General features: G+C 40.2%; 30 protein-coding genes. 14 read left to right on the forward strand and 16 right to left on the reverse strand.

Annotated features, from left to right (window positions below; genetic code table 11):
• Window positions 1–157 precede the first annotated feature (157 nt).
• From NST39_RS17740 to NST39_RS17760, 5 genes are all read left to right on the forward strand, one after another.
• A complete protein-coding gene (locus tag NST39_RS17740) occupies window positions 158–1045 on the forward strand; it encodes a transporter substrate-binding domain-containing protein (RefSeq protein ID WP_341029583.1) in 888 nt (295 codons plus the stop codon).
• A 40-nt stretch (window positions 1046–1085) separates the two neighbouring features.
• Window positions 1086–1763 (forward strand): amino acid ABC transporter permease, encoded by a 678-nt coding sequence (locus NST39_RS17745; protein WP_080772963.1) that lies wholly within the window; start codon window positions 1086–1088, stop codon window positions 1761–1763.
• Window positions 1764–1773: 10 nt separating this feature from the next.
• Window positions 1774–2514 (forward strand): amino acid ABC transporter ATP-binding protein, encoded by a 741-nt coding sequence (locus NST39_RS17750; protein WP_113767789.1) that lies wholly within the window; start codon window positions 1774–1776, stop codon window positions 2512–2514.
• Window positions 2515–2707: 193 nt separating this feature from the next.
• Window positions 2708–3916 (forward strand): ammonium transporter, encoded by a 1209-nt coding sequence (locus NST39_RS17755; protein WP_003215412.1) that lies wholly within the window; start codon window positions 2708–2710, stop codon window positions 3914–3916.
• 18 nt (window positions 3917–3934) lie between these two features.
• The gene (locus NST39_RS17760) at window positions 3935–4282 is read left to right on the forward strand and encodes a P-II family nitrogen regulator (protein WP_126741270.1); all 348 of its coding nucleotides are present in this window, start codon (window positions 3935–3937) and stop codon (window positions 4280–4282) included.
• A gap of 80 nt (window positions 4283–4362) precedes the next feature.
• On the opposite strand, the gene NST39_RS17765 is transcribed toward NST39_RS17760, so the two are convergent.
• Window positions 4363–5259 (reverse strand): peptidoglycan DD-metalloendopeptidase family protein, encoded by an 897-nt coding sequence (locus NST39_RS17765; RefSeq protein ID WP_003214850.1) that lies wholly within the window; start codon window positions 5257–5259, stop codon window positions 4363–4365.
• A 116-nt stretch (window positions 5260–5375) separates the two neighbouring features.
• Between NST39_RS17765 and NST39_RS17770 the strand changes: the two genes are divergently transcribed.
• Entirely contained in the window at window positions 5376–5885 is a 510-nt protein-coding gene (locus NST39_RS17770; protein ID WP_034620260.1) for a GNAT family N-acetyltransferase, read from the forward strand.
• A 32-nt stretch (window positions 5886–5917) separates the two neighbouring features.
• Here the strand turns inward: NST39_RS17770 and NST39_RS17775 are convergent, their stop codons facing one another.
• Genes NST39_RS17775 through NST39_RS17785 form a run of 3 tightly spaced genes read right to left on the reverse strand, consistent with a single transcriptional unit; the run spans window position 5918 to window position 8803 of the window.
• Window positions 5918–6448 carry a TlpA family protein disulfide reductase gene (locus NST39_RS17775; protein ID WP_341029586.1) on the reverse strand — a complete coding sequence of 177 codons (531 nt, stop codon included), beginning with the start codon at window positions 6446–6448 and terminating at the stop codon, window positions 5918–5920.
• Window positions 6445–7002 (reverse strand): MauE/DoxX family redox-associated membrane protein, encoded by a 558-nt coding sequence (locus NST39_RS17780; protein WP_341029587.1) that lies wholly within the window; start codon window positions 7000–7002, stop codon window positions 6445–6447. Before NST39_RS17780 ends, NST39_RS17775 begins: the two co-directional genes overlap by 4 nt.
• Window position 7003: 1 nt before the next feature.
• Window positions 7004–8803: an ABC transporter ATP-binding protein gene (locus tag NST39_RS17785; protein ID WP_341029588.1), complete on the reverse strand. Its 1800-nt coding sequence runs from the start codon at window positions 8801–8803 to the stop codon at window positions 7004–7006.
• Between the two features lie 98 nt (window positions 8804–8901).
• On the opposite strand from NST39_RS17785, the gene NST39_RS17790 reads away from it, so the two are divergent.
• Complete coding sequence (locus tag NST39_RS17790) at window positions 8902–9411, forward strand: thiol:disulfide interchange protein (protein WP_268485120.1); 510 nt, start codon at window positions 8902–8904, stop codon at window positions 9409–9411.
• 48 nt (window positions 9412–9459) lie between these two features.
• On the opposite strand, the gene NST39_RS17795 is transcribed toward NST39_RS17790, so the two are convergent.
• Together NST39_RS17795 and NST39_RS17800 are read right to left on the reverse strand one after the other, a co-directional pair.
• On the reverse strand, window positions 9460–9861 hold the full coding sequence (locus NST39_RS17795) for a hypothetical protein (RefSeq protein WP_341029594.1): 402 nt from the start codon (window positions 9859–9861) through the stop codon (window positions 9460–9462).
• A gap of 33 nt (window positions 9862–9894) precedes the next feature.
• Window positions 9895–10089, reverse strand: a complete 195-nt coding sequence (locus tag NST39_RS17800) for a hypothetical protein (protein ID WP_003215165.1) — start codon at window positions 10087–10089, stop codon at window positions 9895–9897.
• Between the two features lie 299 nt (window positions 10090–10388).
• Here NST39_RS17800 and NST39_RS17805 point away from each other — a divergent pair, with 299 nt between their 5' ends.
• The 4 genes from NST39_RS17805 to rpsN all read left to right on the forward strand — a co-directional run bounded on the left by NST39_RS17805 (window position 10389) and on the right by rpsN (window position 12672).
• Entirely contained in the window at window positions 10389–10811 is a 423-nt protein-coding gene (locus NST39_RS17805; RefSeq protein WP_050944429.1) for a DUF5362 family protein, read from the forward strand.
• A gap of 144 nt (window positions 10812–10955) precedes the next feature.
• On the forward strand, window positions 10956–11105 hold the full coding sequence (gene rpmG / locus NST39_RS17810; RefSeq protein WP_003214771.1) for a 50S ribosomal protein L33: 150 nt from the start codon (window positions 10956–10958) through the stop codon (window positions 11103–11105).
• Between the two features lie 81 nt (window positions 11106–11186).
• On the forward strand, window positions 11187–12386 hold the full coding sequence (locus tag NST39_RS17815) for a GTP-binding protein (RefSeq protein ID WP_341029596.1): 1200 nt from the start codon (window positions 11187–11189) through the stop codon (window positions 12384–12386).
• Window positions 12387–12402: 16 nt separating this feature from the next.
• Complete coding sequence (gene rpsN, locus NST39_RS17820) at window positions 12403–12672, forward strand: 30S ribosomal protein S14 (RefSeq protein WP_003215208.1); 270 nt, start codon at window positions 12403–12405, stop codon at window positions 12670–12672.
• A 253-nt stretch (window positions 12673–12925) separates the two neighbouring features.
• On the opposite strand, the gene moaA is transcribed toward rpsN, so the two are convergent.
• Window positions 12926–13933, reverse strand: a complete 1008-nt coding sequence (moaA, locus tag NST39_RS17825) for a GTP 3',8-cyclase MoaA (RefSeq protein ID WP_065097872.1) — start codon at window positions 13931–13933, stop codon at window positions 12926–12928.
• A gap of 10 nt (window positions 13934–13943) precedes the next feature.
• Window positions 13944–14732 (reverse strand): formate dehydrogenase accessory sulfurtransferase FdhD, encoded by a 789-nt coding sequence (fdhD, locus tag NST39_RS17830; protein WP_341029599.1) that lies wholly within the window; start codon window positions 14730–14732, stop codon window positions 13944–13946.
• Window positions 14733–14866: 134 nt separating this feature from the next.
• On the opposite strand from fdhD, the gene NST39_RS17835 reads away from it, so the two are divergent.
• Window positions 14867–16132: an L-lactate MFS transporter gene (locus NST39_RS17835; protein WP_341029601.1), complete on the forward strand. Its 1266-nt coding sequence runs from the start codon at window positions 14867–14869 to the stop codon at window positions 16130–16132.
• Window positions 16133–16214: 82 nt separating this feature from the next.
• Window positions 16215–18563 carry an FdhF/YdeP family oxidoreductase gene (locus NST39_RS17840; RefSeq protein ID WP_341029602.1) on the forward strand — a complete coding sequence of 783 codons (2349 nt, stop codon included), beginning with the start codon at window positions 16215–16217 and terminating at the stop codon, window positions 18561–18563.
• Window positions 18564–18615: 52 nt separating this feature from the next.
• On the opposite strand, the gene NST39_RS17845 is transcribed toward NST39_RS17840, so the two are convergent.
• The 6 genes from NST39_RS17845 to NST39_RS17870 all read right to left on the reverse strand — a co-directional run bounded on the left by NST39_RS17845 (window position 18616) and on the right by NST39_RS17870 (window position 24114).
• Window positions 18616–19293: a VWA domain-containing protein gene (locus tag NST39_RS17845; protein WP_065097868.1), complete on the reverse strand. Its 678-nt coding sequence runs from the start codon at window positions 19291–19293 to the stop codon at window positions 18616–18618.
• Between the two features lie 82 nt (window positions 19294–19375).
• Window positions 19376–20074: a VWA domain-containing protein gene (locus NST39_RS17850; protein ID WP_340913877.1), complete on the reverse strand. Its 699-nt coding sequence runs from the start codon at window positions 20072–20074 to the stop codon at window positions 19376–19378.
• A 324-nt stretch (window positions 20075–20398) separates the two neighbouring features.
• The gene (spoIID, locus tag NST39_RS17855) at window positions 20399–21424 is read right to left on the reverse strand and encodes a stage II sporulation protein D (RefSeq protein ID WP_341029606.1); all 1026 of its coding nucleotides are present in this window, start codon (window positions 21422–21424) and stop codon (window positions 20399–20401) included.
• Window positions 21425–21680: 256 nt separating this feature from the next.
• Window positions 21681–22988: a UDP-N-acetylglucosamine 1-carboxyvinyltransferase gene (gene murA, locus NST39_RS17860; protein WP_034660278.1), complete on the reverse strand. Its 1308-nt coding sequence runs from the start codon at window positions 22986–22988 to the stop codon at window positions 21681–21683.
• A gap of 32 nt (window positions 22989–23020) precedes the next feature.
• A complete protein-coding gene (locus tag NST39_RS17865; protein WP_044140140.1) occupies window positions 23021–23755 on the reverse strand; it encodes a YwmB family TATA-box binding protein in 735 nt (244 codons plus the stop codon).
• Window positions 23756–23883: 128 nt separating this feature from the next.
• Window positions 23884–24114, reverse strand: coding sequence for a DUF1146 family protein (locus NST39_RS17870; RefSeq protein WP_044140141.1), 231 nt, complete (start codon window positions 24112–24114; stop codon window positions 23884–23886).
• 137 nt (window positions 24115–24251) lie between these two features.
• Here NST39_RS17870 and NST39_RS17875 point away from each other — a divergent pair, with 137 nt between their 5' ends.
• Window positions 24252–24758 carry a hypothetical protein gene (locus tag NST39_RS17875; protein ID WP_376699995.1) on the forward strand — a complete coding sequence of 169 codons (507 nt, stop codon included), beginning with the start codon at window positions 24252–24254 and terminating at the stop codon, window positions 24756–24758.
• 41 nt (window positions 24759–24799) lie between these two features.
• Here the strand turns inward: NST39_RS17875 and NST39_RS17880 are convergent, their stop codons facing one another.
• Entirely contained in the window at window positions 24800–25195 is a 396-nt protein-coding gene (locus NST39_RS17880) for a F0F1 ATP synthase subunit epsilon (protein WP_044140142.1), read from the reverse strand.
• 24 nt (window positions 25196–25219) lie between these two features.
• Window positions 25220–26641: a F0F1 ATP synthase subunit beta gene (atpD, locus tag NST39_RS17885; RefSeq protein ID WP_341029611.1), complete on the reverse strand. Its 1422-nt coding sequence runs from the start codon at window positions 26639–26641 to the stop codon at window positions 25220–25222.
• Window positions 26642–26664 lie beyond the last annotated feature (23 nt).

The raw sequence follows: 26664 nt of genomic DNA on the forward strand, positions 1-26664 counted from the left end.
CTCTTTATGTTCTGGCATGTTTCCTTCCGTTATTATGAGATTCATTTCCCTTTTTTACCCTGATCAATTCAAGTTCTCTCTTGGAAAAGCAAGACATACATTTTAAAAAGGGTGAGTGTTGGAAAAACACATATAAAATTGAGAATATGAGGAACAAATGGTAAGATGCTACACATATTTAAAAGCCTACTTTCTCCTTATATGGAGAACGGCTGAAAAGGAGGAGAAGCTTATTATTAAGAAAAGACGGTTTTGGGTCCCAGCCCTTTTCTCGGTTGCAGTATTACTTCTGTCTTCGTGTGGTTCAAATGAAACAAATGGGAACGGAGATAAACGTAATTCTACAGCGAAAGGGTCGCCAATTTTGGAGGATGGAAAATTTATATTTGCAGCATCAGGTGAATTTCACCCGTTCAGTTACATGGATGGAAATCAGATGTCAGGCTTTGATATCGATGTAGGCAATGCGATCAGTGACAAACTAGGCCTTGAGCCTATACAGAAGAAGTATAAGTTCGCAGGCATCGTCGAAGGTGTGAAATCAGGAAAATTTGATGCGGCAGTTGCAAGTCATGCCATCAATGAGGAACGAAAAAAACACGTCCTTCTTTCTAAGCCCTACTACTACTCTGGTCCGCAAATTTTCACAAGACCTGGAGCAGACATTCAACATGCTGATGATTTAAAAGGCAAAGAAATCGCTGTTTCAAAAGGCTCATCCTACGCTGATATTGCAAAGGAACATAGCGGGCAGGAACCAAAATATTACGACAGTGATGTCGTCGCTTTAGAAGCACTAGCCAACGGAAAACACGATGCAGTCGTGACGGATTTCGCCACAGGTGCAGAAGCCATGAAGAAAAAATTAAAAATCGAAGCGCAGGAAAGACTCGGACAAAGCGAGCAGGCAATTGCTGTATCTAAAGAAAATGAACAGCTCATAAAAGAGATCAACGATGCGATTGACGCATTAAAAAAGGACGGAACATTAAAACAAATTAGCGAGAAATACTTTGATGAAGACATCACGGTCAAACAAAATTAAAACCACGATTGTGCGCCTTTTTTAGGCGCACTTTCTTCAAATGGAGATGATTGTTTTGCCTAGCCTATCACATTTTTTTCAGACACTGATTGATTCAAGAGGTATTTTTTTAGAAGGAATGCTACTCACGTTACAGCTCACTGTGATCAGCATCTTTATCGGCATGTTCATCGGGCTCTTCTTTGCTTTATTGAAAATATCACGCGTGACTGTCTTCGGTTATATCGCCAACGCCTATATCTTCCTTGTACGCGGCACACCACTGATTGTTCAAATTTTCATCCTATATTTTGGACTGACAGAATTAAATATCCCCGACTTCTGGGCCGCTTCCATTGCGCTCGCCTTTCATAATGGAGCGTATATAGCAGAAATATTCAGAGGCGCCATCCAATCGATCGATCAGGGGCAAAAAGAGGCAGGACGCTCTCTTGGCATGGGACGTTTTCTAACAATGAGACGCATCATTCTCCCGCAAGCGATGCGACGCGCCCTCCCCCCTCTTGGCAACCAGTTCATTATCGGCTTAAAAGATTCATCACTCGCCGCCTTTATTAGCGTCAATGAACTATTTAACGTCGCCACGACCCAAGGCTCAAACAGCTTTGACAATATGACCTATTTACTTGTTGTAGCCGTCTATTACTTAGTTCTTGTCCTGCTGTTAACATTCGCTGTCCAAACCTTTGAGAAGAAACTATCAGTCAGTGACCATTAGGAGGAGAAACATGACAGAATCAAAGGAACTCATTCGTGTTGAAAAACTCAATAAACACTTCGGAGAACTGCATGTTTTAAAGGATATCGACCTCACTGTTTATGAAAATGATGTGGTCGTCTTAATTGGAGCCAGTGGCTCTGGAAAAAGCACCTTGCTCCGCTGTATGAACTTTTTAGAAATCAAAAATGATGGAGAAATCATCATTGATGGGAGTCCTGTTCACCCAAAACGCGATCAATTAAACGAGATGCGGCAAAAAATAGGCATGGTGTTTCAGCATTTTAACCTCTTTCCGCATAAAACTGTGCTTGAAAACATCATCGAGGCGCCTGTTATGGTGAAAAAAACAAAAAAGACTCAAGCTGTATCAGAAGCCAATGTCCTGTTAGAAAAGGTCGGACTTGCGGATAAAGCCAACGTATATCCTTCTAAGCTATCAGGCGGTCAAAAGCAGCGTGTGGCTATTGCAAGAGCTCTCGCCATGAAACCAGATGTCATGTTATTTGACGAACCTACGTCTGCCCTCGATCCAGAGCTTGTAGGCGAGGTACTGCAAACAATGAAAAGTCTCGCAAAAGAAGGCATGACGATGGTTATCGTCACACATGAAATGGGCTTTGCGAAAGAAGTCGCCGATCGGGTCGTCTATATGCACGAAGGCCGTATCGTCGAAGAAGGCACGCCATCAAAATTGTTCGATTCTCCTCAAGAGGAACGAACCAAGCTGTTTCTCAGCTCCATTTTATAGGTCAAACGCCCTTTATTTGTCGTGCTCAATGCACGTTTTTTCTCATATTTCACGAACTTTTCATCCATTTATATTGAATATAACCAAAAACCATGTAAGATTACCTCACACTAATATGTCATATATGACTTTTCTCTCTATAATGAAGAATTAAGAAATCAATTAATTCTGAATGATTCAGGGGGAATGCAGCATGCAAATGGGTGATACAGTATTTATGTTCTTCTGCGCACTACTCGTGTGGTTAATGACACCGGGTTTAGCCTTATTCTACGGAGGACTCGTGAGAAGTAAAAACGTCTTAAGTACAACCATGCACAGCTTAACTTCACTAGCGATCGTCTCTATCGTATGGATCATGTTCGGCTATTCCTTGGCTTTTGCGCCAGGCAATGCATGGATCGGAGGCTTAGACTGGATTGGACTAAAAGGCGTTGGCTTTGAACCTGGCCCCTACAGTGAGACCATTCCACATTCATTATTCATGATGTTCCAAATGACCTTTGCCGTCTTAACAACAGCCATCATCTCAGGTGCCTTTGCTGAACGAATTCGTTACTCAGCGGTCGTCGTGTTTACACTCCTTTGGGTCACATTTGTATACGCGCCAGTCGCACACTGGGTATGGGGCGGCGGTTGGATTGGCGAAATGGGTGCACTCGACTTCGCTGGAGGAAACGTGGTTCACATTTCATCAGGTGTTGCAGGTCTAGTCGTAGCGATTGTGCTCGGGAAGCGTAAAGAAGCAGCAAGCTCTTCTCCTCACAATTTGATTTATACCCTTCTTGGCGGAGCTGTCATTTGGTTTGGATGGTTTGGCTTTAACGTTGGAAGTGCTCTTACCTTAGACAGTGTCGCAATGTATGCCTTTATTAACACCAATACAGCTGCTGCTGCGGGAATCATTGGCTGGCTGTTAGTCGAGTGGATGATCAACAAAAAACCGACCATGCTCGGCGCGATTTCTGGAGCCATCGCAGGTCTTGTGGCAATTACACCTGCCGCAGGTTTTGTCACACCTTTTGCTTCTATTATCATCGGAATCATCGGCGGCATCGTGTGTTTCTGGGGAGTCTTCTCACTCAAAGCCAAATTTGGCTATGATGATGCACTAGATGCATTCGGGCTTCACGGAATTGGCGGGACTTGGGGAGGAATTGCAACAGGGCTTTTCGCAACAACCTCTGTCAATGATGGCGGAGCCAATGGCTTATTTTACGGAGATCCCAGCTTACTTTGGAAGCAAGTTGTTGCTATTGTAGCCACCTATGCCTTTGTAGCTGTTGTGACATACGTGATCATCAAAGTGGTCAATCTCTTCTTTAAAATTCGCGCAACTGAAGAAGAAGAATCAGTGGGTCTTGATTTAACCATGCATGGGGAAAAAGCTTATCAAGATTAATGAAAAAGGGGTGTCTCTATGAGCAAAATGTATAAAGTGGAAATTGTCACACGTCCAGCCAATTTTGAAACATTAAAGGTGGAGCTTGGAAAGATTGGTGTCACTTCCATTACCTTTTCGAATGTACACGGCTGCGGTTTACAAAAGGGACATACAGAGCTATACCGCGGCGTCAAAAAGGAAAGTAATGTGTACGAACGATTAAAGATTGAAATCGTCCTAAGCGAAGTACCTGTCGAACAGGTCGTTGAAACAGCTCAAAAGGTACTTCGTACAGGCGAACCAGGGGATGGGAAAATTTTTATATATGAGATAGAAAATACAATCAACATTCGGACAGGTGAAGAAGGACCTACCGCACTCTAAACCATCTTCCGCCGAGTGCGGGGGATTTTTTAAAGACAGAAAAAAACCTCTGCATGATTCATATACAGAGGTTTCAAGACTTAAGATTGTTTTGTTTCTTCAGATTGACTGCTGTCTTTAGAGGAATCAGAAGACTTTTCTTGATCAGAGGATTTCCCCTTCTCATCAGACTTTTCTTCAGATTTTTCTCCAGCAGGCTCTTTGGCCTTATCTTCAGCAGCAGGTTCCTTCGTTTTTTCATCAGCTTTTGGCTGAGCAGGTTCTTTTGCTTCTTCCGTCACTTCTTGCGCGGCCTTTTCAATAGTCGAAACAGGCTTGTCAATGAAGCTAAGTGGATTAAGCGCTAAACCTTCCATACGAATTTCAAAATGCACATGGTTGCCGCTTTCAGCACCATAAAGATTTTTACCAGAAGCACCGATGACATCATTCTGCTTCACTTCATCGCCTTCTTTAACACTCACTTGTGACAACGATTGATAAACAGTCGATAATCCATCTTCATGTTCAATTTCAACGACGTGACCGAGAACTGGATCTTTTTTCGCTTGAACCACTGTTCCACTAAGAGCAGCTGTGACATCAAACACTTTGCCATCTTTATCTGCAAGATCAATACCTTTGCTCAAGGTATAGGTGTTATTATAGTTTACAAGTGCTGCTTCTTTTTCTTTTTGATCAGCATCTGCTTCATAGAACTTTTTCACGACAGAAACATTATCAGAATTCTGGACTGGCATGGCAACATTTTCAATTGGCTTTCCAACTTCAACGGCATCATCACGCTGTTCTTGCCCTGTTTGATTTCCATCAGATAGTTGGTCTTTCACATCTTTTGATACAGCTTGATACCAAAGAACGGCTGTTAACACGACCGCTGCGCTGACCAAGTAAATTGCAGGGAATACCCAGCGCTTACGGAAAAATTGCTGAACTTTTGTGATTTTGGAAGTACGTTTCTTTTCTTCCTCTCTCATTTTTCATCACCTCAGCAACATTCTGAACACTTTTCAAAAAATATATACACACGAAATCATTTTTCTTTTTATTTTGCGCAATCGCATCAATAATATGTATGATGAATGAAAAAAAGATGGGGGACTTTAATGTGAAAACTTTCAACCGTATAGCAACAGAAGATGACCTCAAAGCAATCGTTGATATTTACAATTCAACTATTGCTTCAAGAGAAGTAACCGCCGATACAGAACCAGTTTCAGTTGAAGACCGCCGGCAATGGTTTTTGAATCATTCAGAGAAAAGACCTCTCTATGTGAAAACAGATGAGGATGGACATATTTACGGCTGGCTCAGCTTTGAAACGTTTTATGGAAGACCTGCATACAACGGGACCGTTGAAATGAGTATTTACTTAAACCAAGACGATCGAGGGAAAGGCTTAGGGTCACTTTTTTTACAAGAGGCCATTGAGTTGGCACCTTCACTAGGCATTCGAACATTACTCGCCTTTATTTTCGGGCACAACGAAGCAAGCATTCGATTATTTAAAAAGCACGGCTTTGAAACATGGGGTCACTTGCCACGCATCGCAGAAATGGACGGCAGCAGGTACGATTTAGACATTCTAGGAAAAGAATTATAAAACGAGCGTCTCTCCAACAAAGAGACGCTTTTTTATGATGCGTGTAACAACTGTTCAAACTGTTTCGCATTTTGAACAGATTTTCTTTGCAGGATGATGCCATGTTCATCTATCAGAATCGCTTGCGGAACCACAGTTACCCCATACAGTTCCATGATTTGCGAAGAGCGCATATACACAGCTTGATCAGGCAGCAATTGAAGGATCAATGCATCATCTCCTTGTTCATCCCCATTGATGAACATGAATTGAGTATCATCGCTAGAAATGTGCTGACGCATATCAGACAAAATGCTTTTGCATGTCATGCAAGTGGTATTTACAAATAACAGCATCACAGCTCTTCCACTCTGTAAATACTCCTTTAAAATGACCTTATCTCCTAAATGTGTATAGCTTCGAAATAACGGCGCAGCATCACCAACATCCGCTTCCTTTAATTCAATCCCATCAAGGGATTTAATTTTACTCATAAATTTTCCGATAAAGCGGGCAAGCAAAAACACGACCGCCAGCTGAGCAATGACAATGAATAACACAATAATTAGTAGAATATCAGTCATTTCACTTGGTCTCCTTCTATAAACGATTCAAATTGATTCATCCATTTTCTATTGAACATCATGATTGTTTTCCCCACTGCTATAATCAAATAGACAGCCACTGCAATCAGAAAACAAATAATATGAAATGACCACGGAATTGTTTCTACATAGGGATGTACATAAAACAACCCAATCACAAGAGCCAGCATCGACACATTACGAATCACAATTCCCCAGTGAAGGCGGTCATTTTCAAGCAAACCCCCACAGCCGCATGAAATGTGACGATGTCCTCTCAATAAATTGAAGGTGACCGCTCCAGTATAGATACATAAAAGTGCTGTAAGACCAATCGCAGGTACAAGAGACATGTTCCACACGAACAATAAACCCGTACAAGCCAATTCAACAGTCAAAAACAAATAAAACATGGGCGCCGTGAGCGCAGGAGGCAGCAGTCGATAAGCATTCATCTGCTGAATATGCGCCGTTTGTTTTCTCACTTTATCAAGCCATGCACCTGCAAAGATGATTCCTAATAAATAGACACCTATAAAATAAAAGACACTCACCTTACGCCATCTCCTTTTGTTGAAATAGTTGGGATTGTGCCTCGTAAAGCCTTTTGTACTCTCCATCTAGCGCCATCAGCTCTTCATGGTTCCCCTCTTCAACGAAAGCACCATCTTTCATCACGATAATCCGGTCTGCTAAGCGGGCCGCTCCCATACGGTGGGTGATAAACAAGACCCCTTGATCCTGAGTATGATCGAATAGCTTTCGAATGAGTGAAATCTCCGATAGCGGATCGAGAGCAGAAGTCGGTTCATCTAAAATGATAAAATCACTTTCTCTAAAAAAGGTTCTCGCCATCGCAAGCTTTTGCCATTGTCCCCCAGATAGTTCATGACCTTCTTCAAAAAACCGGCCAAGCTGCGCATCGTATGTTTCTTCCATTTGATGAATTCTTTTCTCTATGCCTGCTTGCCGTGCAGCTGAGATCATGCGCTCTTCCTTATCTATTTCGTCGATACGGCCAAATCCAATGTTTTCTTTCACAGTGAATTCGTACTTCATAAAATCTTGAAAAAGGACGGCCATTCTCGCATGATATGATTTTTTATAAATGGTCGAAATCGATTCACCATTGACCCTTTGCATATTCGGCTTGTCTGGATCATATAAACCGGTCAAGCATTTAATCAAGGTCGTCTTACCTGATCCGTTATCCCCCACCAATGCAATGCGTTCACCTTTATCGATATGAAAATGTATATGTTCAATAGCAGGCGTTTTCATATTCGGATAGGTAAAAGAGAGATTTTCTAGCGTAATGGACTGAATACATTCAATCCTACGAAGCGATGCCGCTTCCTCTGTCTGCTCATCAATTTCTTCTTCTCTCTTTTGAAAAGTTCTCATTTCATCAATATAGAGACTCGTTTCATATAAACTAGAACATTCCCTCGTCAAATCCTGAAAACCACTTTGAATATTTTGCACAGCTTGGAGCACAGCGACAAACGTACCCGCAGCTAATTTCTTTTGAAAGATAAGAAAGACAATAAAAAGACCACAGCACACATAGGCAAATGTCATAAGCAATCCGCCTGCCATCTCCCAGCGAACCTGACGTTTTAGTAATTTATATTTTTCATCTGCACTTTTTACATAATGACCTTGCCATTTTTGAAGAAGATAATTTCCAATTCCATATAAACGGATTTCCTTCAATGAATCTCGCTGCGCAACAAGATCAGACACATACATTTCTCTTCGATCATTGGCCGTTAACATGCGGTTTAATTGATACCGTGCACCTCCAAAGAAAAGCTCAATCCACAAGACAGGCAGAGTACATAAGATCAGAATGACCGCCAAGCCCCAATGGATACCAATCATATAAATGAGAAGTGATACAACAGTAATCAATGCGCTCATGATTGTAAAAATACTTCTAACCATACTCAGAACATGCTGATGACTGTTCATCACACGTTGACTTTCATTATAAAAAGACGGGTGTTCAAATGTAATATATGGAAGCCTGATCGCTTTTTGAAGCAATTCACCCTTCAAATGCAAACCAATCAGATTTGTCGCTTTCTGCTGACTAAGCTGAAGAATGAATTGAAGCCCATATCCTAAAATCACAATGACCATTTGCAACCCAAATAACCTTAAGACCTTTTGAATATCTCCTGAAGAAGTCATGAATAAAATAATTTCATTAATCAATGTTTGAATAATCCAGACACTAGCCAAAGGCATAAAGCCAACGATCACTTGGATGAATAGAGTTAATAGAAGATATGATCGACTTCTTTTCCAAGTATAGGAGATTGCATATAAACAATGGTTCACTGTACTCATCAAACGCTCCACCTTACACCATTTAGTATAATTGACATATTTTTGATATTTATATTATGATAGCTCTGCGTAACTTCATTCTGAGAGGACGATATACGATGACTTCAATCTTACTTTTACAGCTAACTCTTATTCTTTGCAGCCTTTTATTGACGATCGGAATCATGATCTATTTAAAACACCAGATGGAATTAATCATCTTACCGATCCAGCATGTTGGGCAAAAATTTGTTCATCCGCTACTTGAAAAAACATCACCTATTCAAATAAATGATCTACTGCAAACCAATCACAAGCAGCAGCTGCTTATATTCACTGACACAGCATGTCCGCATTGCATCCCATCACTGGAACAATTCCTAGAAACGAAAAAGCAGCGTCAATTAGACATTTCTTTTAGTATTTTGCTAAAGAATGGAAAAGAAGAGGATCAAGAATTATATCGTGATAACCAAACCAACATGCGAATTATCTCAGTGGACGAACAAATGATAGGCACCTTTCATATTGAAGAGTTTCCATATTACATCATGGTAGAAGAAGATGAAACAATCTCATATGCAGCCCCTTTTCCGGATGGTCTTTATTCAAGGTTTTCTGCAAAATAAACATAAATGAGGCATGTGAAGATAAAAAACACACGCCTCATTTTTTTATTAGTTTGAATCTGCCTGTACATCCTGATCCTTTTCCCTTGCGACGATTTCACTCGCTTCACTTGAAGCTGTGGCTTGTTCCTCAGCTTGTTCAAACTCACTGCGAGCCTCATTTGAAATATCTACTTGGTCACCATGCTGATTCACAGTAACGGACGAAGAAGACGATTCTTTTTGAACCTCTTTCTCTAGTTCCTTTAATTTAGACACATGAAGCTCTAAATCTTTTCCTTGCTGAACTAGAGTCAGTTGTTGAAATAATGCCTTTCTCTCTTCTGGAGAATGGTCGCCTTGAACAATTTTCGCTGCTTGGTTTAAAAAAGAATTGGATGTTTGACTCGCTTGACGACTGTTTGACGTCTGCATAGCATTTGTTAAGAATGAAATTGAAGATATGCTCATGCGTTCACATCCTATTAAATAAAATCCTTGAATTTAGCAGCCACATCTAATGCGTTCTTGGCTAGTACAAATCTCACCTGTATCACGATCCACGTAGTAACGGAAAGTTCCAACACCTTGAAGGAAACAAGTTGGCGCTGATTTGCATGAAGTGACTAATTTTTGCAAAATACATCTTGAAGCTGCAGGTTGAACATTGGTCATTTTGTTTAAGAAACGATCTAACATATGAATTCCACCTTCCAATTTTTATGGTAATACAACACAATAATAACCAATTGCAAGACAACTAACAACATATTTTGATAATTTTACTAATTATTTTTAACTACTAATCTTATTTATGACATAAATTGACGTTAAAATTCATAGTAAATGTTACTTTTTTCTTATTCGAAGATAATTTATTTATCCATAAATAGTAAAGTGAAGATAGAAATTTTTAAAAATTGTTCTACATTCACTCTTCCTAAAGTACTACCTGCTCAAGTATGATAAAGAGTGAATACATAAAGGAGTGAACACCATTGCAACAAACTGAGAAAATCATTCAATCTCTTCATTCGATCACAAAGTGGGGAAAAGTTGGTAGTATATTTCTCTATATTTCAGGTGGCTTAGCTATTCTTATTGGTTTTTGGCTTGTTCTTCCTGCTGCCCTTGGCGTCTTCCTCATTATGATGGGAATCCATGTACAAAAATCTGTAAACGCAGCGGAACAATTAATTCAAGCTCCTGATACTTCTTATGAAGAGTTATTAGAACAATATGCTAAGATGATGAAAATGCAGACACTATTTGCCATATCAAGTATTGTCGCAGCCATTCTATCATTCATCGCCATTATCCTGATGCTGGTATTAGGCGGTCTAGCATTTCTTCAAGAAATTCCTAGTGACATTCAGCACTACGAAGGTGAATACGAAGAAGAGCTTGGTGACTTTTATTAATGGAGAGGGGGTATCAATGAACATTTGATACCCCTTTTGTTTGATATTTGGCATCGTTTTACCCTTCTAAGCTTGACATTCTATCTTGATCATTTTAAAATACAAATCGTAACCATTACGAATTAAAGGAGGTTCCTATTACCGATGCGTGTAAAAATTACCTTAGCCTGTACTGAAACTGGTGACAGAAACTATATCACAACAAAGAATAAAAGAACGAATCCGGACCGACTGGAGTTAAAAAAATATTCCCCTCGGTTAAAGAAATATACCCTTCATAGAGAAACAAAATAATTTTTTAGGTTTCAAATCGTAATCATTACTTTTTAAGAGAGGCGGAAATGAACATGAGCATTGGCAAAGGGACAGAAGGAAATGAATAAGCGAATACCTGTTACAGTATTAAGCGGTTTTTTAGGAGCTGGAAAAACAACGATATTAAATCATGTACTACAAAATCGTAAAGGGTTAAAAGTAGCTGTTATTGTTAATGACATGAGCGAAATCAATATTGATGCAGAACTAATCAAACAAGGCGGTGAGCTCTCTCGATCAGATGAGAAGCTAGTTGAATTATCTAATGGTTGTATTTGCTGCACATTAAGAGAAGATTTGTTAATCGAAGTAGAACGCCTATGTAAGACTGGTCATATTGATTATATTGTCATTGAGTCAACAGGTATTAGTGAACCTATTCCAGTCGCGCAAACTTTCTCTTATATTGATGAAGAAATGGGGATAGATTTGACGCGCTTTTGCCGGTTAGACACGATGGTTACTGTTGTAGATGCGAACCGTTTCTGGACCGACTTCCAGTCAGGAGAAAGTCTATTAGACCGTAAACAAGCCGTTTCCGATGATGACGAACGAGAAATTTCCGATTTACTTATTGATCAAATTGAATTTTGCGATGTGTTGATTATCAATAAGTGTGATCTAGTATCAAACTCAGAATTAGACCGACTTGAGCACGTGCTGACCACACTTCAACCAGAAGCATCTATCATCAGAACCTCAAAAGGGCAAGTAAAGCCAAGTGACATTTTAAATACTGGTTTATTCGATTTTGAAAAGTCCAGTGCTTCTGCTGGCTGGATTAAAGAAATCAACGCTGGACATTCTCAGCATACGCCAGAAACAGAAGAATACCAAATCTCCTCCTTTGTTTATGAAAGAAGACTTCCCTTCCATACTGGCAGGTTAAATAATTGGTTAGATCAGATGCCAGAGCAAATAGTTCGCGCTAAAGGATTTACATGGCTTGCCACACATCATGATTTAACCATTTTAATTTCACAGGCTGGAAAATCTGTTGCGATTGAACCAATTGCCTACTGGATTGCTGCCTTGCCTGAGCAAGAAAAAGCACAGATATTAAAGCAAGAACCAGAGCTTCTTGATGAGTGGGACGCAGAATTTGGTGACAGGCATACAAAACTTGTGTTTATTGGCGTAGATTTACCTAAAGCAGATATCATTCGCACACTTGATCAATGCTTACTCACACCTGAGGAATTTGATCAAGAATGGACTACGTTTGAAGAAGACCCCTTTCAATGGAAAATCCAACATTAAGCCAGGAGGGTTTTAAGTGGCAAAGAAATCTAAAATTGCTAAAGAAAAAAAGCGGCAGCAGCTTGTATTGAAATATGCAGAATTAAGAAAAGAGTTGAAAGAAAAAGGTGAATATGAAGCTTTACGGAAATTACCTAGAGACTCTTCCCCTACTCGCTTAAAAAACCGCTGTGAGTTAACCGGTCGTCCTAGAGGTTACTTACGAAAATTTAAAATGTCTAGAATTGCTTTTCGTGAGCTTGCCTATAAGGGCCAAATTCCAGGAGTGAAAAAATCGAGCTGGTAAAGATTGAGTTGATCTTATCACAGCTCCCATAAAAGTAAAGCAGTAAAAAATGTTGAAAAATCTATTTTCTAAGCATATCTCAACCTTTTTGAGCCACAAAATAACATTTTAAAAACCAGCAGAGTTTCTGCTGGTTTTTGATCATGACAGGATTCTAAGATGAATAGACCTATTTCTATAAAAGGATTTTCAACAATGATTATGACATTTTCTCTACTTTTCAAAAAATCATGATCATGATACTTTGTTGTCACTACCCACCGATGTATGACATTTCAACTTTTTTCTGATCTTTCTTCTGCTCTCTCTCAGCTGAATATTGATCATCTCTATTCGACCATAGTTCCTTCAATATGTTCTTTATATCTTCATTATCCTTTGTTGAGCGAATCACCCGCTTCAGATCAAAACCCGATGATGCAAAAAGACATGTAAACAATTCACCGCGAGCAGAAAGTCTCGCTCTATTACATGTTCCACAAAAAGCATCTGAAACAGAAGAAATAATGCCTATCTCTCCTGAACCATCTTGGTAAAAGAATCGGTTGGCTACTTCACCTGGATATTGAGGAGGTTCTGGTTTGATGGGAAATGTTGAATCAATTAGACCAATGATCTCTTTCTTTGTCATGACATGCTCTAGATTCCATTTGTTCGTATTTCCGACATCCATAAACTCGATAAATCTGAGAACATGTCCTTCTTTTTTAAAGTAAGCTGCCATTGGTAAAACATCCTGATCATTCACACCTTTTTGAACAACCATATTGATCTTAATAGCAAGTCCAGCTTTTTTTGCAGCTTCAATCCCATCAAACACTTTTTGGATAGAAATATTCCTTCCGTTCATTTGCTTAAAACGGTCAGGATTTAATGAATCCAAACTAATGGTGACTCTTTGAAGACCTGCTTTCTTTAACTTATCAGCATATACAGGTAAAAGCGTTCCATTAGTTGTCATCGCAATATCTTCGATTCCTGGAATTTTTGAGAGCTTTTCTATTAAGATAGGCAAATCTTTTCGCATTAAAGGTTCACCACCCGTGATGCGTATTTTTACCACACCTAGGTCCTTTGCAAAAAGGGTAGCAAGCTGTTCAATTTCTTCGAAACTAAGCAGTTCTTCTTTATTCAAAAAAGGATAATCTGGTCCAAAAATTTCAGCAGGCATACAGTACGTACATCTAAAGTTACAGCGATCTGTTACTGATATTCTTAAATCGCGCAATGGTCGATGTCTCCTATCCAATATACTGTCCATACTTTGCCTCCTATTCTGTTATACGCTGATGGTGAGTGTAGATATTAAAAGATTCTCCTCTGACAAATCCAACTGTCGTGATATTTAATTCTTCTGCCATATTAAGCGCCAGCTCAGTAGGTGCTGATTTTGAGATGACGATCGACACTCCTAGTTTTGCTGCCTTCAATAGAACTTCTGACGATATCCGGCCGCTAAACACAAGAATTTTATCTCTAAGTGGAATTTGATGAAGTAAACAGTATCCATAGATTTTATCTAATGCATTATGTCTTCCTATATCAGTTCTAGTGATGAATAGCTTTTCTGCATCACACAGTCCAGCATTATGCACACCACCAGTATGTTGAAACAATTGACTTTCTTCTTGTAAACATTTCATTAGGCGTATACAAGTATCAGCAGAAATGTTGATTCGATCAATGGCTGTTTTTGCTGTTTTCACATCTTGGAGAAAATAAAAGTGTCTCCCTTTCCCGCAGCAAGAACCAATCACCCGCTTAGTAAAATCTGATGACTGAAACTCGCTTGAGTGAACTAAATCAACATAGGCAAAGCCCATACTTTCATCTATTGTAAACCTTTTAATCTCATTTTCAAATCGAATGACTCCTTCTGAAGCTAAAAAACCGATCACCAATTCTTTTAAATGATCTGGTGAACAAACAAGTGTTACAAATTCCTCTCCATTCACGATCACAGTTAAAGGAAATTCTTCTACAACTTCATCTGTTTTGCAAGTAAATTGACCTTCACGGTATTGGTGTATAACTCGTTTCTTTTTAACAGAAGGATTCATTGTATGATCTTCCTTTCAGCACAAATTTAGTTATATGAACCAATCAAACTATGATATTATTTTAAAAAGTCATAAAATTGTAACATATTTCTATCTTATCAAACTTTTTGATTGCTTTATATGGGGGGAACAAAATGAACAAATCGAAAAATCGCTGGCTCATCGCAACAAGTGCTGTGGGAATTCATTTATCTATTGGGTCTGTTTATGCTTGGAGTGTTTTTACGAATCCTTTACATCAGGCCTTTCAGTGGTCACTCACAGAAATAAGCCTGACCTTCAGTATTGCTATTTTATTTTTAGGATTATCTGCTGCTTTCATGGGGCATTTCGTTGAAAGATATGGTCCAAGGGCATCAGGGCTCTTCTCAGCCATTTTCTTCGGTATCGGGATGACAGGGTCAGGATTCGCTGTCCACATGTCCTCACTCCCTCTCCTCTATTTATTTTATGGTGTACTCGCTGGGATAGGATTAGGGGTAGGCTACATTGCACCTGTATCAACTTTAGTGAAATGGTTTCCGGACCGAAGAGGACTTGCAACCGGCTTAGCTATTATGGGTTTTGGATTTGCGTCTCTTATTTGCAGCCCAATTATCCAATATCTCATTGAAAAAGTAGATATCGCAAATACCTTTTACATTCTTGGAATTTCCTATTTTATGATCATGGTGATTTCATCTCTTTATTTATCACCACCAACACCTGATGACATCAAACAATTTGATGTGTTAAAAACAAATCAAAGAAAAATCCCTCAGGATTTATCACAGCTTACAGCAAATGAAGCGATCAAAACACGACGTTTTTATTATTTGTGGCTCATGCTCTTTATTAATATCACATGCGGAATTGCCATTATTTCAGTAGCATCGCCTCTTGCTCAAGAAAGTGTTGGATTCACTGCAGGTGCTGCAGCTACCCTTGTTGGCATTTTAGGTGCTTTTAATGGTTTAGGACGGATTGGCTGGGCTTCCTTCTCAGATTATATCGGAAGGCCGAATACGTATACAATCTTCTTTAGTATCCAGCTCATTGCTTTTCCTTTACTTCCCTACTTAAAAGAACCACTCGTCTTTTCAATCGTGATGGCAATCATTTATACGTGCTATGGAGGAGGGTTTGCCTCAATTCCAGCCTATATTGGGGATTTATTTGGCACGAAACAACTTGGTGCCATACACGGTTATATTTTGACAGCCTGGGCAGCTGCTGGTTTAGCAGGACCTTTATTTTCATCCTTTATCCGGGATATAACAGGTAACTACACGCAGAGTCTGATGGTGTTCTCTGGCTTATTTTTCATCGCTTTTATCATATCTCTTCTCATACGGAAGGATATTCAGCAGCTTAGAGAAACAAACCTTACTACTGCTTCTTCTGTCTCATCCCGACCTTAATTTGAATTTGACAGAATCACAATCTAAAGGTAATTTTTAGATATGAAAACGCTTTATAAAGTAATAGGAGGGTGATGATATCATGGGGAAAACAAAACATAAGGGGCCTATTAAGCTTAATAAAAAACCCTCACCAAAGCTATGGGCCTCTTTTGTGCCTATGGGACTTGGAAAAGTAAAGCCGAAACACATTCGAGATACGATGAAAGTGGCTTGGGAGAACAAGGATAATCTCCCCTATGCATATCGTATTTTAACGCAAGGCGTGTGTGACGGCTGTGCCCTTGGTGTTTCAGGGTTATATGACCAAACGCTCGCAGGACCTCATATATGCACCACAAGACTAAATGTACTTCGTCTTAATACAATGCCAGCTATTGATCCAAAATGGTTTGAAGACATTCAACAGCTCAAACAAATGGACAGCACTACTCTCCGCAAACTTGGCCGTATCCCTTATCCACTGATTCGAAAAAAAGGTGACAATGCCTTTATGCGTATTTCCTGGGATGATGCATTAGATCAAATCGCAACTAAAATCAAATCAATTGATAAACGGCAGCTCGCTTTCTATTTAACAGCTAGAGGAATTACAAATGAAGTCTATTATACCGCTGCGAAGGCAGCTCGCTTTATCGGGACAAATCATATTGATAATGCATCTCGCATTTGTCATTCACCGAGCAAAACCGCTCTTAAGCGATCCCTTGGGATAGGAGCCTCCAGCTGTAATTACAACGATTGGATCGGAACAGATATCTTAATTTTTTGGGGATCTGTCGCAGCAAACAATCAGCCCGTTTCCACTAAATATATGTATGCGGCGAAAAAGAAAGGAACCAAAATTATTGTCATCAATCCATACAAAGAACCTGCCATGGAAAAGTACTGGGTTCCCTCTATTCCAGAAAGTGCTTTATTCGGCACAAAAATCGCAGATGATTTCTATCAAGTCAATATAGGCGGCGATATTGCGTTTATGAACGGTGTCATCAAACATTGGTTTGACATGGAGCAACACGCGCCCCATTCCGCTCTTGATCATGAATTTATTCAAGCTCATACTACCGGCATACAGGATTTACAGCAGCATGTCGCACAGTTGAAATGGGAAGACCTTGAGGCATCATCAGGCTTATCAAAAGAAAGAATGAAGGAATTTGCCATCCTTCTTGCCAATGCCAATTCAGGCGTTTTTATTTGGAGCATGGGTCTTACCCAGCACCGCTTTGCAACGGATAATATATCACAGGTCGCTAACCTTGCTATGTTACGTGGATTTATTGGCAGGAAACATTGTGGTGTCATGCCAATTCGCGGGCATAGCGGTGTTCAAGGTTCTGGTGAAATGGGTGCTGACCCATTTGTTTTGCCGGGCAGTGATTTTGATGAAGAGAATATTGAAAGAATCGAAAAGATTTGGGGGTTTGACATTCCGAAATGGCATGGTGACACCATTGGGCAATCCTTTGAGAAAATGGCTCTCCCAAAAGAACATCCGCAAAAACTCAAAATGCTGTTTACGAGCGGCGGGAACTTTTTAGAAACGATGCCAAATCCAGATGCGATCGAAAAAGCATTATCTGAGCTTGAACTCCGTGTCCATCAAGATATCATTTTGAATACCTCTACGCTAGTACAGGCAGAAGAGACGGTCATTGTTCTGCCTGCTATGACAAGATATGAACAGCCAGGCGGCGGTACATCAACTAGTACGGAACGCATGGTATATTTCAGTCCAGAAATTGAAGGACCTCGGATTGAGGAAGCCAGAGCAGAATGGGATATTTATATTGATCTTGCAAAAAGAGTACGCCCACAAGATGCTGAACTGATTCATTTCGAAACGGCTGAAGACATTCGCCGTGAGATTGCGATCGCAAATCGAAACTATGATGGCATACAGCATTTACGTCATAAAGGAGACGTTTTTCAATGGGGAGGTGCCTGGCTATGTGAAGACGGAGAGTGTCCAACACCGGACGGCAAAGGACATCTTCTTCCTGCCCAGCTGCCTCAATACCGAAAAACCGAGGGACATTTTAATATCACGACAAGAAGAGGAAAGCAATTCAACTCGATGATCTATAGTGAAAAGGATGCCTTTAATGGTGGGAAGCGTCATTCTATCTTGATGAATGACGAAGATGCTAAAGAGCTTTATGTCAAAGAAGGTGATCCAGTTGTTTTGTTTAATCAATATGGATCCTACCAAGGAGTCGCTCAATTCGGGGAGTTGAAACGTGGCAATATCGCTGTTTACTGGCCTGAAGGGAACGTTTTAATTCCAAAGGGTGTGTATGAGAGCTACTCACAGATTCCCGAATATAATACGGCGGCTATATTAGAAAAAGCTGAAACCTTTCATGCAAGAAAAGACCAGCACTACGTGGAGAAACGAATTGATGAATTAGAAACCACTTTGAATTGATCTTAAACTAAAAAACAGCTGGGGAAAACAATCCCCAGCTCCCATTCATATCCTACTGACCAAAAGCGCTCGCTGCATTTTGTAGAATGTGATTCAATTCTTCGGCATTTGCAGCCGGTTGATATTGTCCACCGCCTGCTTTTGCAACAGACTTTAGACTTTTGGCTTCTTTTTCATTCACGTCAAAGCCGATGATATTAACAATGGTGTCAATTCCGCCTTCATGTAATTCCTTTGCTGCTTGTGAAGGGCTTCCTCCACAAGTTTCTTTACCATCACTGACGACATAGACAATGTTTTTCCCTTCAGCCTGGTGATCTTCAAAATCTTGCTTCGTATCTGTTAATGCTTTTGCAAGTGGTGTCCATCCAGTTGGCTTATACACATTCAGTGCTTGCTGAAATGTTGATGACTCATATGATCCAAATCCATAAACGGCTTCAGAGCTTCCACAAGAAATTGCTTTTCCAGCATTTTTATTGGTTCCTTCATGACCAAATACACGAAGAAGGACTTGTGTATCATCTGATAAAATACTTGCGAAGCTTTGAATAGAACGTTTGGCGATATCGATTTTCTTTTCGCCTTCAATTGATTGTGCCATGCTACCGCTTAAATCGAGTAATATCACCACATGAGCCGGCTCCTGTTTTTTTGTCACAGCATGAGCTGGTGAAGAAAGAAGCAGGACAAGACTAGCCAAAATGGTTAATACAATATTACGTTTCATTCATAAAAACCTCCCTTTTTACATTTGTACAGAAAAAGAGAAACGAAAGCATACATCAATCGTTTCCCTTTTGTTCAGCAAGTTATTCGTGTAGTTTTAATGATTCTGCTGACAGGATAGAACCCATTTCTTTACCAGTGCTTGCTTGGTAGTAATGGCCTTTACCAGCTTTGGCTACTTGCTTTAATTGACCTTCATAGCCATCGTTAAAGTCTAATCCAATGACATTAACAACAGTCGAGCCTTTTGAGTTATGCAATTCTTTTGCTACTTTTACTGGATCCCCGCCACAAGTTTCTTCGCCATCAGTGATGAGGTACACAATATGTTTTGTTCCATTATTAAGCTGTTCATCCGCTTGCTTTGCATGTTCAAGAGCACGAGCAATCGGTGTCCAGCCATTTGGTCCAAGTCCGTTTAAAGAGTTTTCAAAGCTTTCTTTTTCGTAAGGCTGTACGCCATAAACGCCTCTAATGACTTCACATGATTGAGCTTTACCTGAATTTTTGTTGTTTCCTTCAGAGCCAAACAAGCTCATACGAATTTTAGCGTCTTTTGGAAGTGACTGAGCAAATTTAAATACCTCTTGTTTTGCGAGGTTAAATTTGCGTTCTCCCTCTACTTTTCTTGCCATGCTTCCACTTGCATCAAGTAAGATGGTGACTCTTACATCTTTGTTATGTTTTTTGACTGTAGATGCTTTTGCAAATACTGGTGAAGAGATTGACATAGATAATGTCAATACAGCTAAGGTTACGAGTGTAAATACTTTTTTCAACATCATTTTTTCCTTCCTCCCTATGTATTAAATTGAAACATCTTAATCTTAAAATATTCTGTCTTGGAATGGTATAGGACTCGGTCCCTTTTTCTCTTTCATCAAAATCACTAAAAATCTGTCAGTTGTCTAGATATATTCACCCAACACATCATTTTTTCTTTTGATTTCTCCTTCTTTCGAGGGGCTTTGTATCGGCCATCGGTTCTTGTCGGGACGTAAATGTTTAAGATTTCCTGAGGTGCGTCTTAAGTCGCAAATTGACACATTCTGTTCAAACCTCTTGGAACACACAAAAAAAATGCCCCATTTTGAGGCACCTTTGCTTTATTTTTTAGCCATATACGTGTTAAGAAAACGATCAGCTGATTCAATTTGAATCCCTTTATAATAATGTTTCACGATAGCATCTACTTTTTTGCCTGACTGTGCCATATAATGCGCACCGTACTGACTCATTCCAACACCATGGCCATACCCTTTTGTCGTGATGATAATTTGCTGGCCCTGTCGTTCCCATGTAAAGTCCGCTGAGTGAAGCCCTAATGACTCTCGAATATCTCTACCTGACAGTGTTTTACCGTTTATTACGGCTTTCGCCACTTGATTTCCAGGTGTCCGTTCTACAATCTGTCCTACCTGAGCCTGCTGAGTGAGCGTCACACCTAATTTTTGCTGAAATTCATTCACTGAGATGGTTTTCTTATTTTGAAATTTTGGCGATTTTTCGTCCCATTTACTTGAGACACTTTTCAAATAGGGGATTTCGTTTTTCCAATAAGCTTCCGCATTTTCCGTTTTTCCGTTACTTGTTGAAAAGAATGAGGCATCAATTGGTTTTTCGTTGTAGGTCAACACTTTTCCTTGTGTGCTAGCAACAGCTTCTGTGACTTTTTTTAACTTCCAATTGTACGCTTTTCCCCAAATTTTCTTGAGTTCCTGCTTGTTTTTATAAACTTGGAACATTTGGGTATCATCTACAAGAGAGCCCTTTGGTGATTTGACGGTCTTATCGATGATCATTTGTCTGACGATATACGTTCTTGCGGCGAGTGCCTGTGCCTTAAGTGCTTCCATCTCAAAATCAGCTGGCATTTCAGATGCTACGACACCGATCACATACTCTTCTAAGGGGATGTTTTCTACCTGCTGATGAGCTGAACGATAGACGGGGATAGCGACGGGTGATTGCTTCAATTTGACTGTACCCTTCACTTCTTTTTTAACTGATGGCTCCGCTGATACATGCTGGCTTGCCTCCGGTTTCCCTTGAAACGTCGGCAACACAAGTAAAGTTGGAATCATTAAAATAATGATGCATATTCCTGCGATTGTCCATATCATTGGTTTCATATTTGGCTGCCCCCATTTGTCATTGAATCTCTTTTATCCTATGGGCGGGGACAAGCTAATATGACAGCTTCTTTCATTCGGTGGACAAGTCTTTTGATGAAGATAAGAGGCTGTTTATCAACTGATTTTACTGTTCGTCTTTATGAATAAAATTTAAGTTGGCTGGATACACTAATGATAAGCTTTGAAAATAAATCATTCTATGATTCTAAAAAAAAATCAGCATGCCCCAATGGACACACTGATTTCTTTATGATTACGCGTTCAGATCTGATACAACTTGTTCTTGTGTCACATCTGCTGTTTCATCATTTACTCTTTCAATATCTGCACCGATTGCTGCAAGCTTCTGGTGGAAGTTCACATAACCACGATCGATATGCTTCAACTCAGTGACACGTGTATGACCTTCTGCTACTAATCCAGCAAGTACAAGTGCTGCTCCTGCTCTTAAATCAGTCGCTGACACTTCAGCACCTTGAAGTTGAACCGGCCCGTTGATAATGACAGAGCGACCCTCAATTTTAATATCACCATTCATACGGCGGAATTCTTCAGCATGCATAAAGCGGTTTTCAAACACCGTTTCTGTAATCATGCTTGTTCCGTTCGCACGAAGCAATAGCGCCATCATCTGAGATTGCATATCCGTTGGGAAACCAGGATGTGGCATTGTTTTTAGATCGATTGGCTTGAGCTCAGATGGTCCAATGACTCTTAAACCTTCTTCTTCTTCAATGATCTGAATACCCATTTCTTCCATTTTTGCTACAAGTGATGTCATGTGCTCCGGCACTGCGCCTTTCACAAGAACATTTCCTTCTGTAATGGCTGCTGCCACCATGAAAGTACCTGCTTCAATTCTGTCAGGGATGATGTTGTGTTTTGCACCGTGAAGTGTTTCCACACCTTCGATTTTGATTGTACCAGTACCAGCTCCGCGAACCTTACCACCCATGGCATTGATGTAGTTTGCCAAATCAACAATTTCAGGTTCTTTTGCTACGTTTTCTAAAATCGTTGTTCCTTCAGCTAATGCAGCTGCCATAATGATGTTTTCAGTTGCGCCAACACTTGGGAAATCCAAATAGATTTTCGCACCTTTTAAACGGCCTTTAACTTCAGCCTCGATGAAACCATTTCCTACTTGAATTTTAGCTCCCATTGCTTCAAAGCCTTTTAAATGCTGGTCAATTGGTCTTGAACCAATCGCACACCCTCCAGGTAATGCAACTCTTGCATGACCTGTTCTTGCTAAAAGTGGTCCCATGACGAGCACAGACGCTCGCATTTTACGGACATACTCAAACGGAGCCTCAGTTTCTAGTGCATGAGATGCATCCACTGATACTTCGTTATTTTCAAAATGTACTTCTGCTCCTAAATGACGTAACACTTCATTGATTGTATATACATCGGAGAGCGTAGGTACATCACAAATTACGCTTTTTTCTGTACTTGCTAACAAAGATGCAGCGATAACTGGTAAAACGGCATTTTTTGCTCCTTCTACTTTAACTGTGCCGTTTAACTTTTGACCGCCGCGGACGATGATTTTTTCCAAGGTCTTCCCCTCCGCGTCCCAAATTCTCTATATTAATATTCAGTCGTTACGATTGGTGTGCCAACCGTAATCGTATGATTTTCGTTCATTTCCGAACTTCTGATGGCAATTTGAACATTCATTTTATCATTTGAAGTCATAATGAACTGTTCCCACTTATCTGTGTAAGCGGAAAGCGACACAAAATTAGACTCAACGAGATACTCAACTGGTTTTGCTTGAAATTCATTTGCTAACATTTCAGCTTTTTTTTGCAAAACAACATCCATCATACCATTTACATGACCATCGAGACAAGTAAAAATTACAAATTTCTCTTGTAATATGCTTTTTGCATGACGTACGAACTGATCATATGTATGCTCCCAGGTATTCAGTGGGCGAGCACCTTTTTGCTCATATAATAAATACGACTTTTGATTGGATTTTGTGTCGGTCTTCACGAGTAAAATTTTCGATAATGTATCATTTTTTTCATCTTTGTAAATTCCTGTGACTTTGGTGACATGTTCTTCTTCTTTTTCGGTCCACTCATACTGTCGTAGTTCGTCTTTGAAACGTTTCACTTTTTTTGAAAATTGTTCGGATGAAATGTCTACATTTGTTTTGGCGTGAAGAGTCCATCCATCTACTTCAATTTGCTGGTTTTTTAGACCTTCTGCTATTTGGACGAGCGGAGAAGATTCTTCCGCACGAACACCTTGAATCATCAGAACAAAAAAAAGAATAAACGCAAATAATGGCCAACCTTTTACATACTTTCTCACTTGTCATTCCCCCTTGCTACAAGTGTTGCCGCAAGGAGGTCTATGCATACGTGGAAAAGTCATCAAAGGCCATACTTTTGACACTTCTTTTTAAGTTCCCGCATAAGGCAGTGACCAAACCTTTTACGTTAGAACATATAAGGTATTTGTCTGGAGAAATTTAAGTAATCAAGGAAGAAATTGCTGACTGCAGATGCAATAGCAATGGTAATGAGCATCATCAGCAATCTTGCCTGAATGATTTTCCCTTTTTTAATCAGTGGGTCAATATTTACGGCAAGCAATGCCCACCATGTAACCGCAATAAAAAACAGGTGGATCACAATACTAACAATTGCTTGTTGTCCTACGTCTTCCATACAGTTGAATCCTCCTTTTATTTATTTCTGTAAAGGAAAACTCCCTTTCATTATATCCTCGAAAATCGGAAAGATGAATCATTTGGAAAAAAGAGCTACATTTAGAGTAAATCCCCTCTTATCCTGGTACCAAGGAGATGATATACTGCGTGTGGAAGGAGCTGAACATATTGAAAGATTCTTTTCCTGACTTTGTTGATTTGTACGGAGAACTGGTTCCCTCATTTGATCATGAATGGGAGGCCATTGCTTTCTACTTTGATTATAGACAGACACAGCTAGAAGAATTAGCGCAATTGTGTCATTTTCATAACATTTCTTTGGATTACTCTGAGGAAAGCCTGAATCAGTTAGAATCACTTTACTTTGATGCATTTACCAAGCAGCTGTTTGCCGAGTGGAAAATGCCAATAGATGCATTAGAAGCGATGATGAGTGTGTATATGGGAGAGGTTGTTCTTCGTCATCATTCAGATGCTGACTGGGTGGTACGGCCTTATATGGACTCTCCGCATCAATATACGCTGGGTTTGCGACGGCACAATAAAACGTGGCATAGTACGCAGTTTTGCGAGCACTTATATCTTGAAAAACAGGATTCTCATCCATATGTGTCAATGTACCAATCCCTCATGTCACTTTAAAAAAATCCTTCTTATCATTGTGATAAGAAGGATTTTCTGTTTTATTTCCCTGCTACATTTAAACGGTTTAACGCCCGTTTTAATGCGAGTTCCGCCCGGCGTATATCACTTTCATTCGGGTGGTTCAAATGCTCTTCAGCACGCTGTTTCGCTGATTTAGCACGATCGACATCAACTTTATCTGATGTTTCAGCGGCCTGAGCAAGAATGGTTACTTGTTCAGGGCGAACTTCAACAAATCCGCCACTTACTGCAACCAATTCAGTTGATCCACTATGTTTTAAGCGAACTGCACCGATTTTTAGCGGAGCAACCATTGGAACGTGGCCAGCTAAAATACCAAGCTCACCGCTTTCTGCTCTGACACTGACCATTTCCACATCCGCTTGATACACTGGGCCGTCGGGAGTAACGATATTGACTTGAACGGTCTTCATGCTTTTACCCTCCTAAGGACCAGATTAGGCCTCTACACCCATCTCTTTGGCTTTTTCAACCACTTCTTCAATGCGTCCAACTAAGCGGAATGCATCTTCTGGAAGGTGATCGTATTTACCAGATAAGATTTCCTTGAAGCCTTTAACAGTTTCCTTCAATGGCACGTAAGAACCTTTTTGGCCAGTGAACTGCTCTGCTACGTGGAAGTTTTGAGATAGGAAGAATTGAACACGACGCGCTCTGTGTACCACAAGCTTATCGTCCTCTGATAATTCATCCATACCTAAAATGGCAATGATATCTTGTAGTTCTTTATAACGCTGCAATGTTTGCTGCACTTCACGCGCAATGGCATAGTGCTCCTCGCCAACGACCTCAGGTGCAAGTGCACGAGATGTTGAAGCAAGAGGATCAACCGCTGGGTAAATACCCATTTCAGTCAGCTTACGCTCAAGGTTTGTCGTTGCATCAAGGTGAGCGAACGTTGTTGCTGGAGCTGGATCCGTATAGTCATCCGCAGGTACATAGATCGCTTGAATCGATGTAACCGATCCTACGTTTGTAGACGTGATACGCTCTTGCAGCTGACCCATTTCTGTTGCAAGTGTCGGCTGATAACCTACCGCTGAAGGCATACGTCCAAGAAGGGCTGATACTTCAGAACCTGCTTGTGTAAAACGATAGATGTTATCGATGAAGAACAATACGTCTTGACCTAGTTCATCACGGAAATGCTCTGCCATTGTCAAACCAGTTAGGGCCACACGCATACGTGCACCTGGTGGCTCGTTCATTTGACCGAAGACCATGGCTGTTTTTTCGATAACGCCAGAATCTTTCATTTCGTAGTAAAGGTCGTTTCCTTCACGTGTACGCTCTCCAACACCAGCGAATACAGAAATACCGCCATGTTCTTGTGCGATGTTGTTGATCAATTCTTGAATCAGAACGGTTTTACCTACACCGGCTCCACCGAATAGACCGATCTTTCCGCCCTTGATGTAAGGAGCAAGAAGGTCAACAACTTTAATACCCGTTTCAAGAATTTCAACTTCTGTAGAAAGTTGATCAAAAGAAGGCGCTTGTCTGTGGATTGGATCTCTTTGAGTTTCCACACCAAGTGGCTCATCTAAGTCAATATTATCTCCCAGTACGTTGAATACACGTCCAAGTGTTACGTTACCAACTGGTACTGAAATTGGTTTTCCAAGGTCTACAGCTTCCATACCGCGCTTCACACCATCTGTTGATGCCATTGCGATGGTTCTGACTGTATTATCACCTAAATGTAGTGCTACTTCTAAAGTTAAGTCGATCGTAACTTCACTTTCACTTTCCGCTTTATGCGAAACTCTGATCGCATTATAAATCTCAGGCAAGTGACCGTCTTCAAAATGAACGTCTACGACTGGTCCCATGATCTGACTGATGCGTCCTGTTTTCATTGCATTCCCTCCTGACAATTATT

Source organism: Bacillus sp. FSL W8-0645 (genome assembly GCF_038007905.1).
GTDB lineage: Bacteria > Bacillota > Bacilli > Bacillales > Bacillaceae > Bacillus > Bacillus pumilus.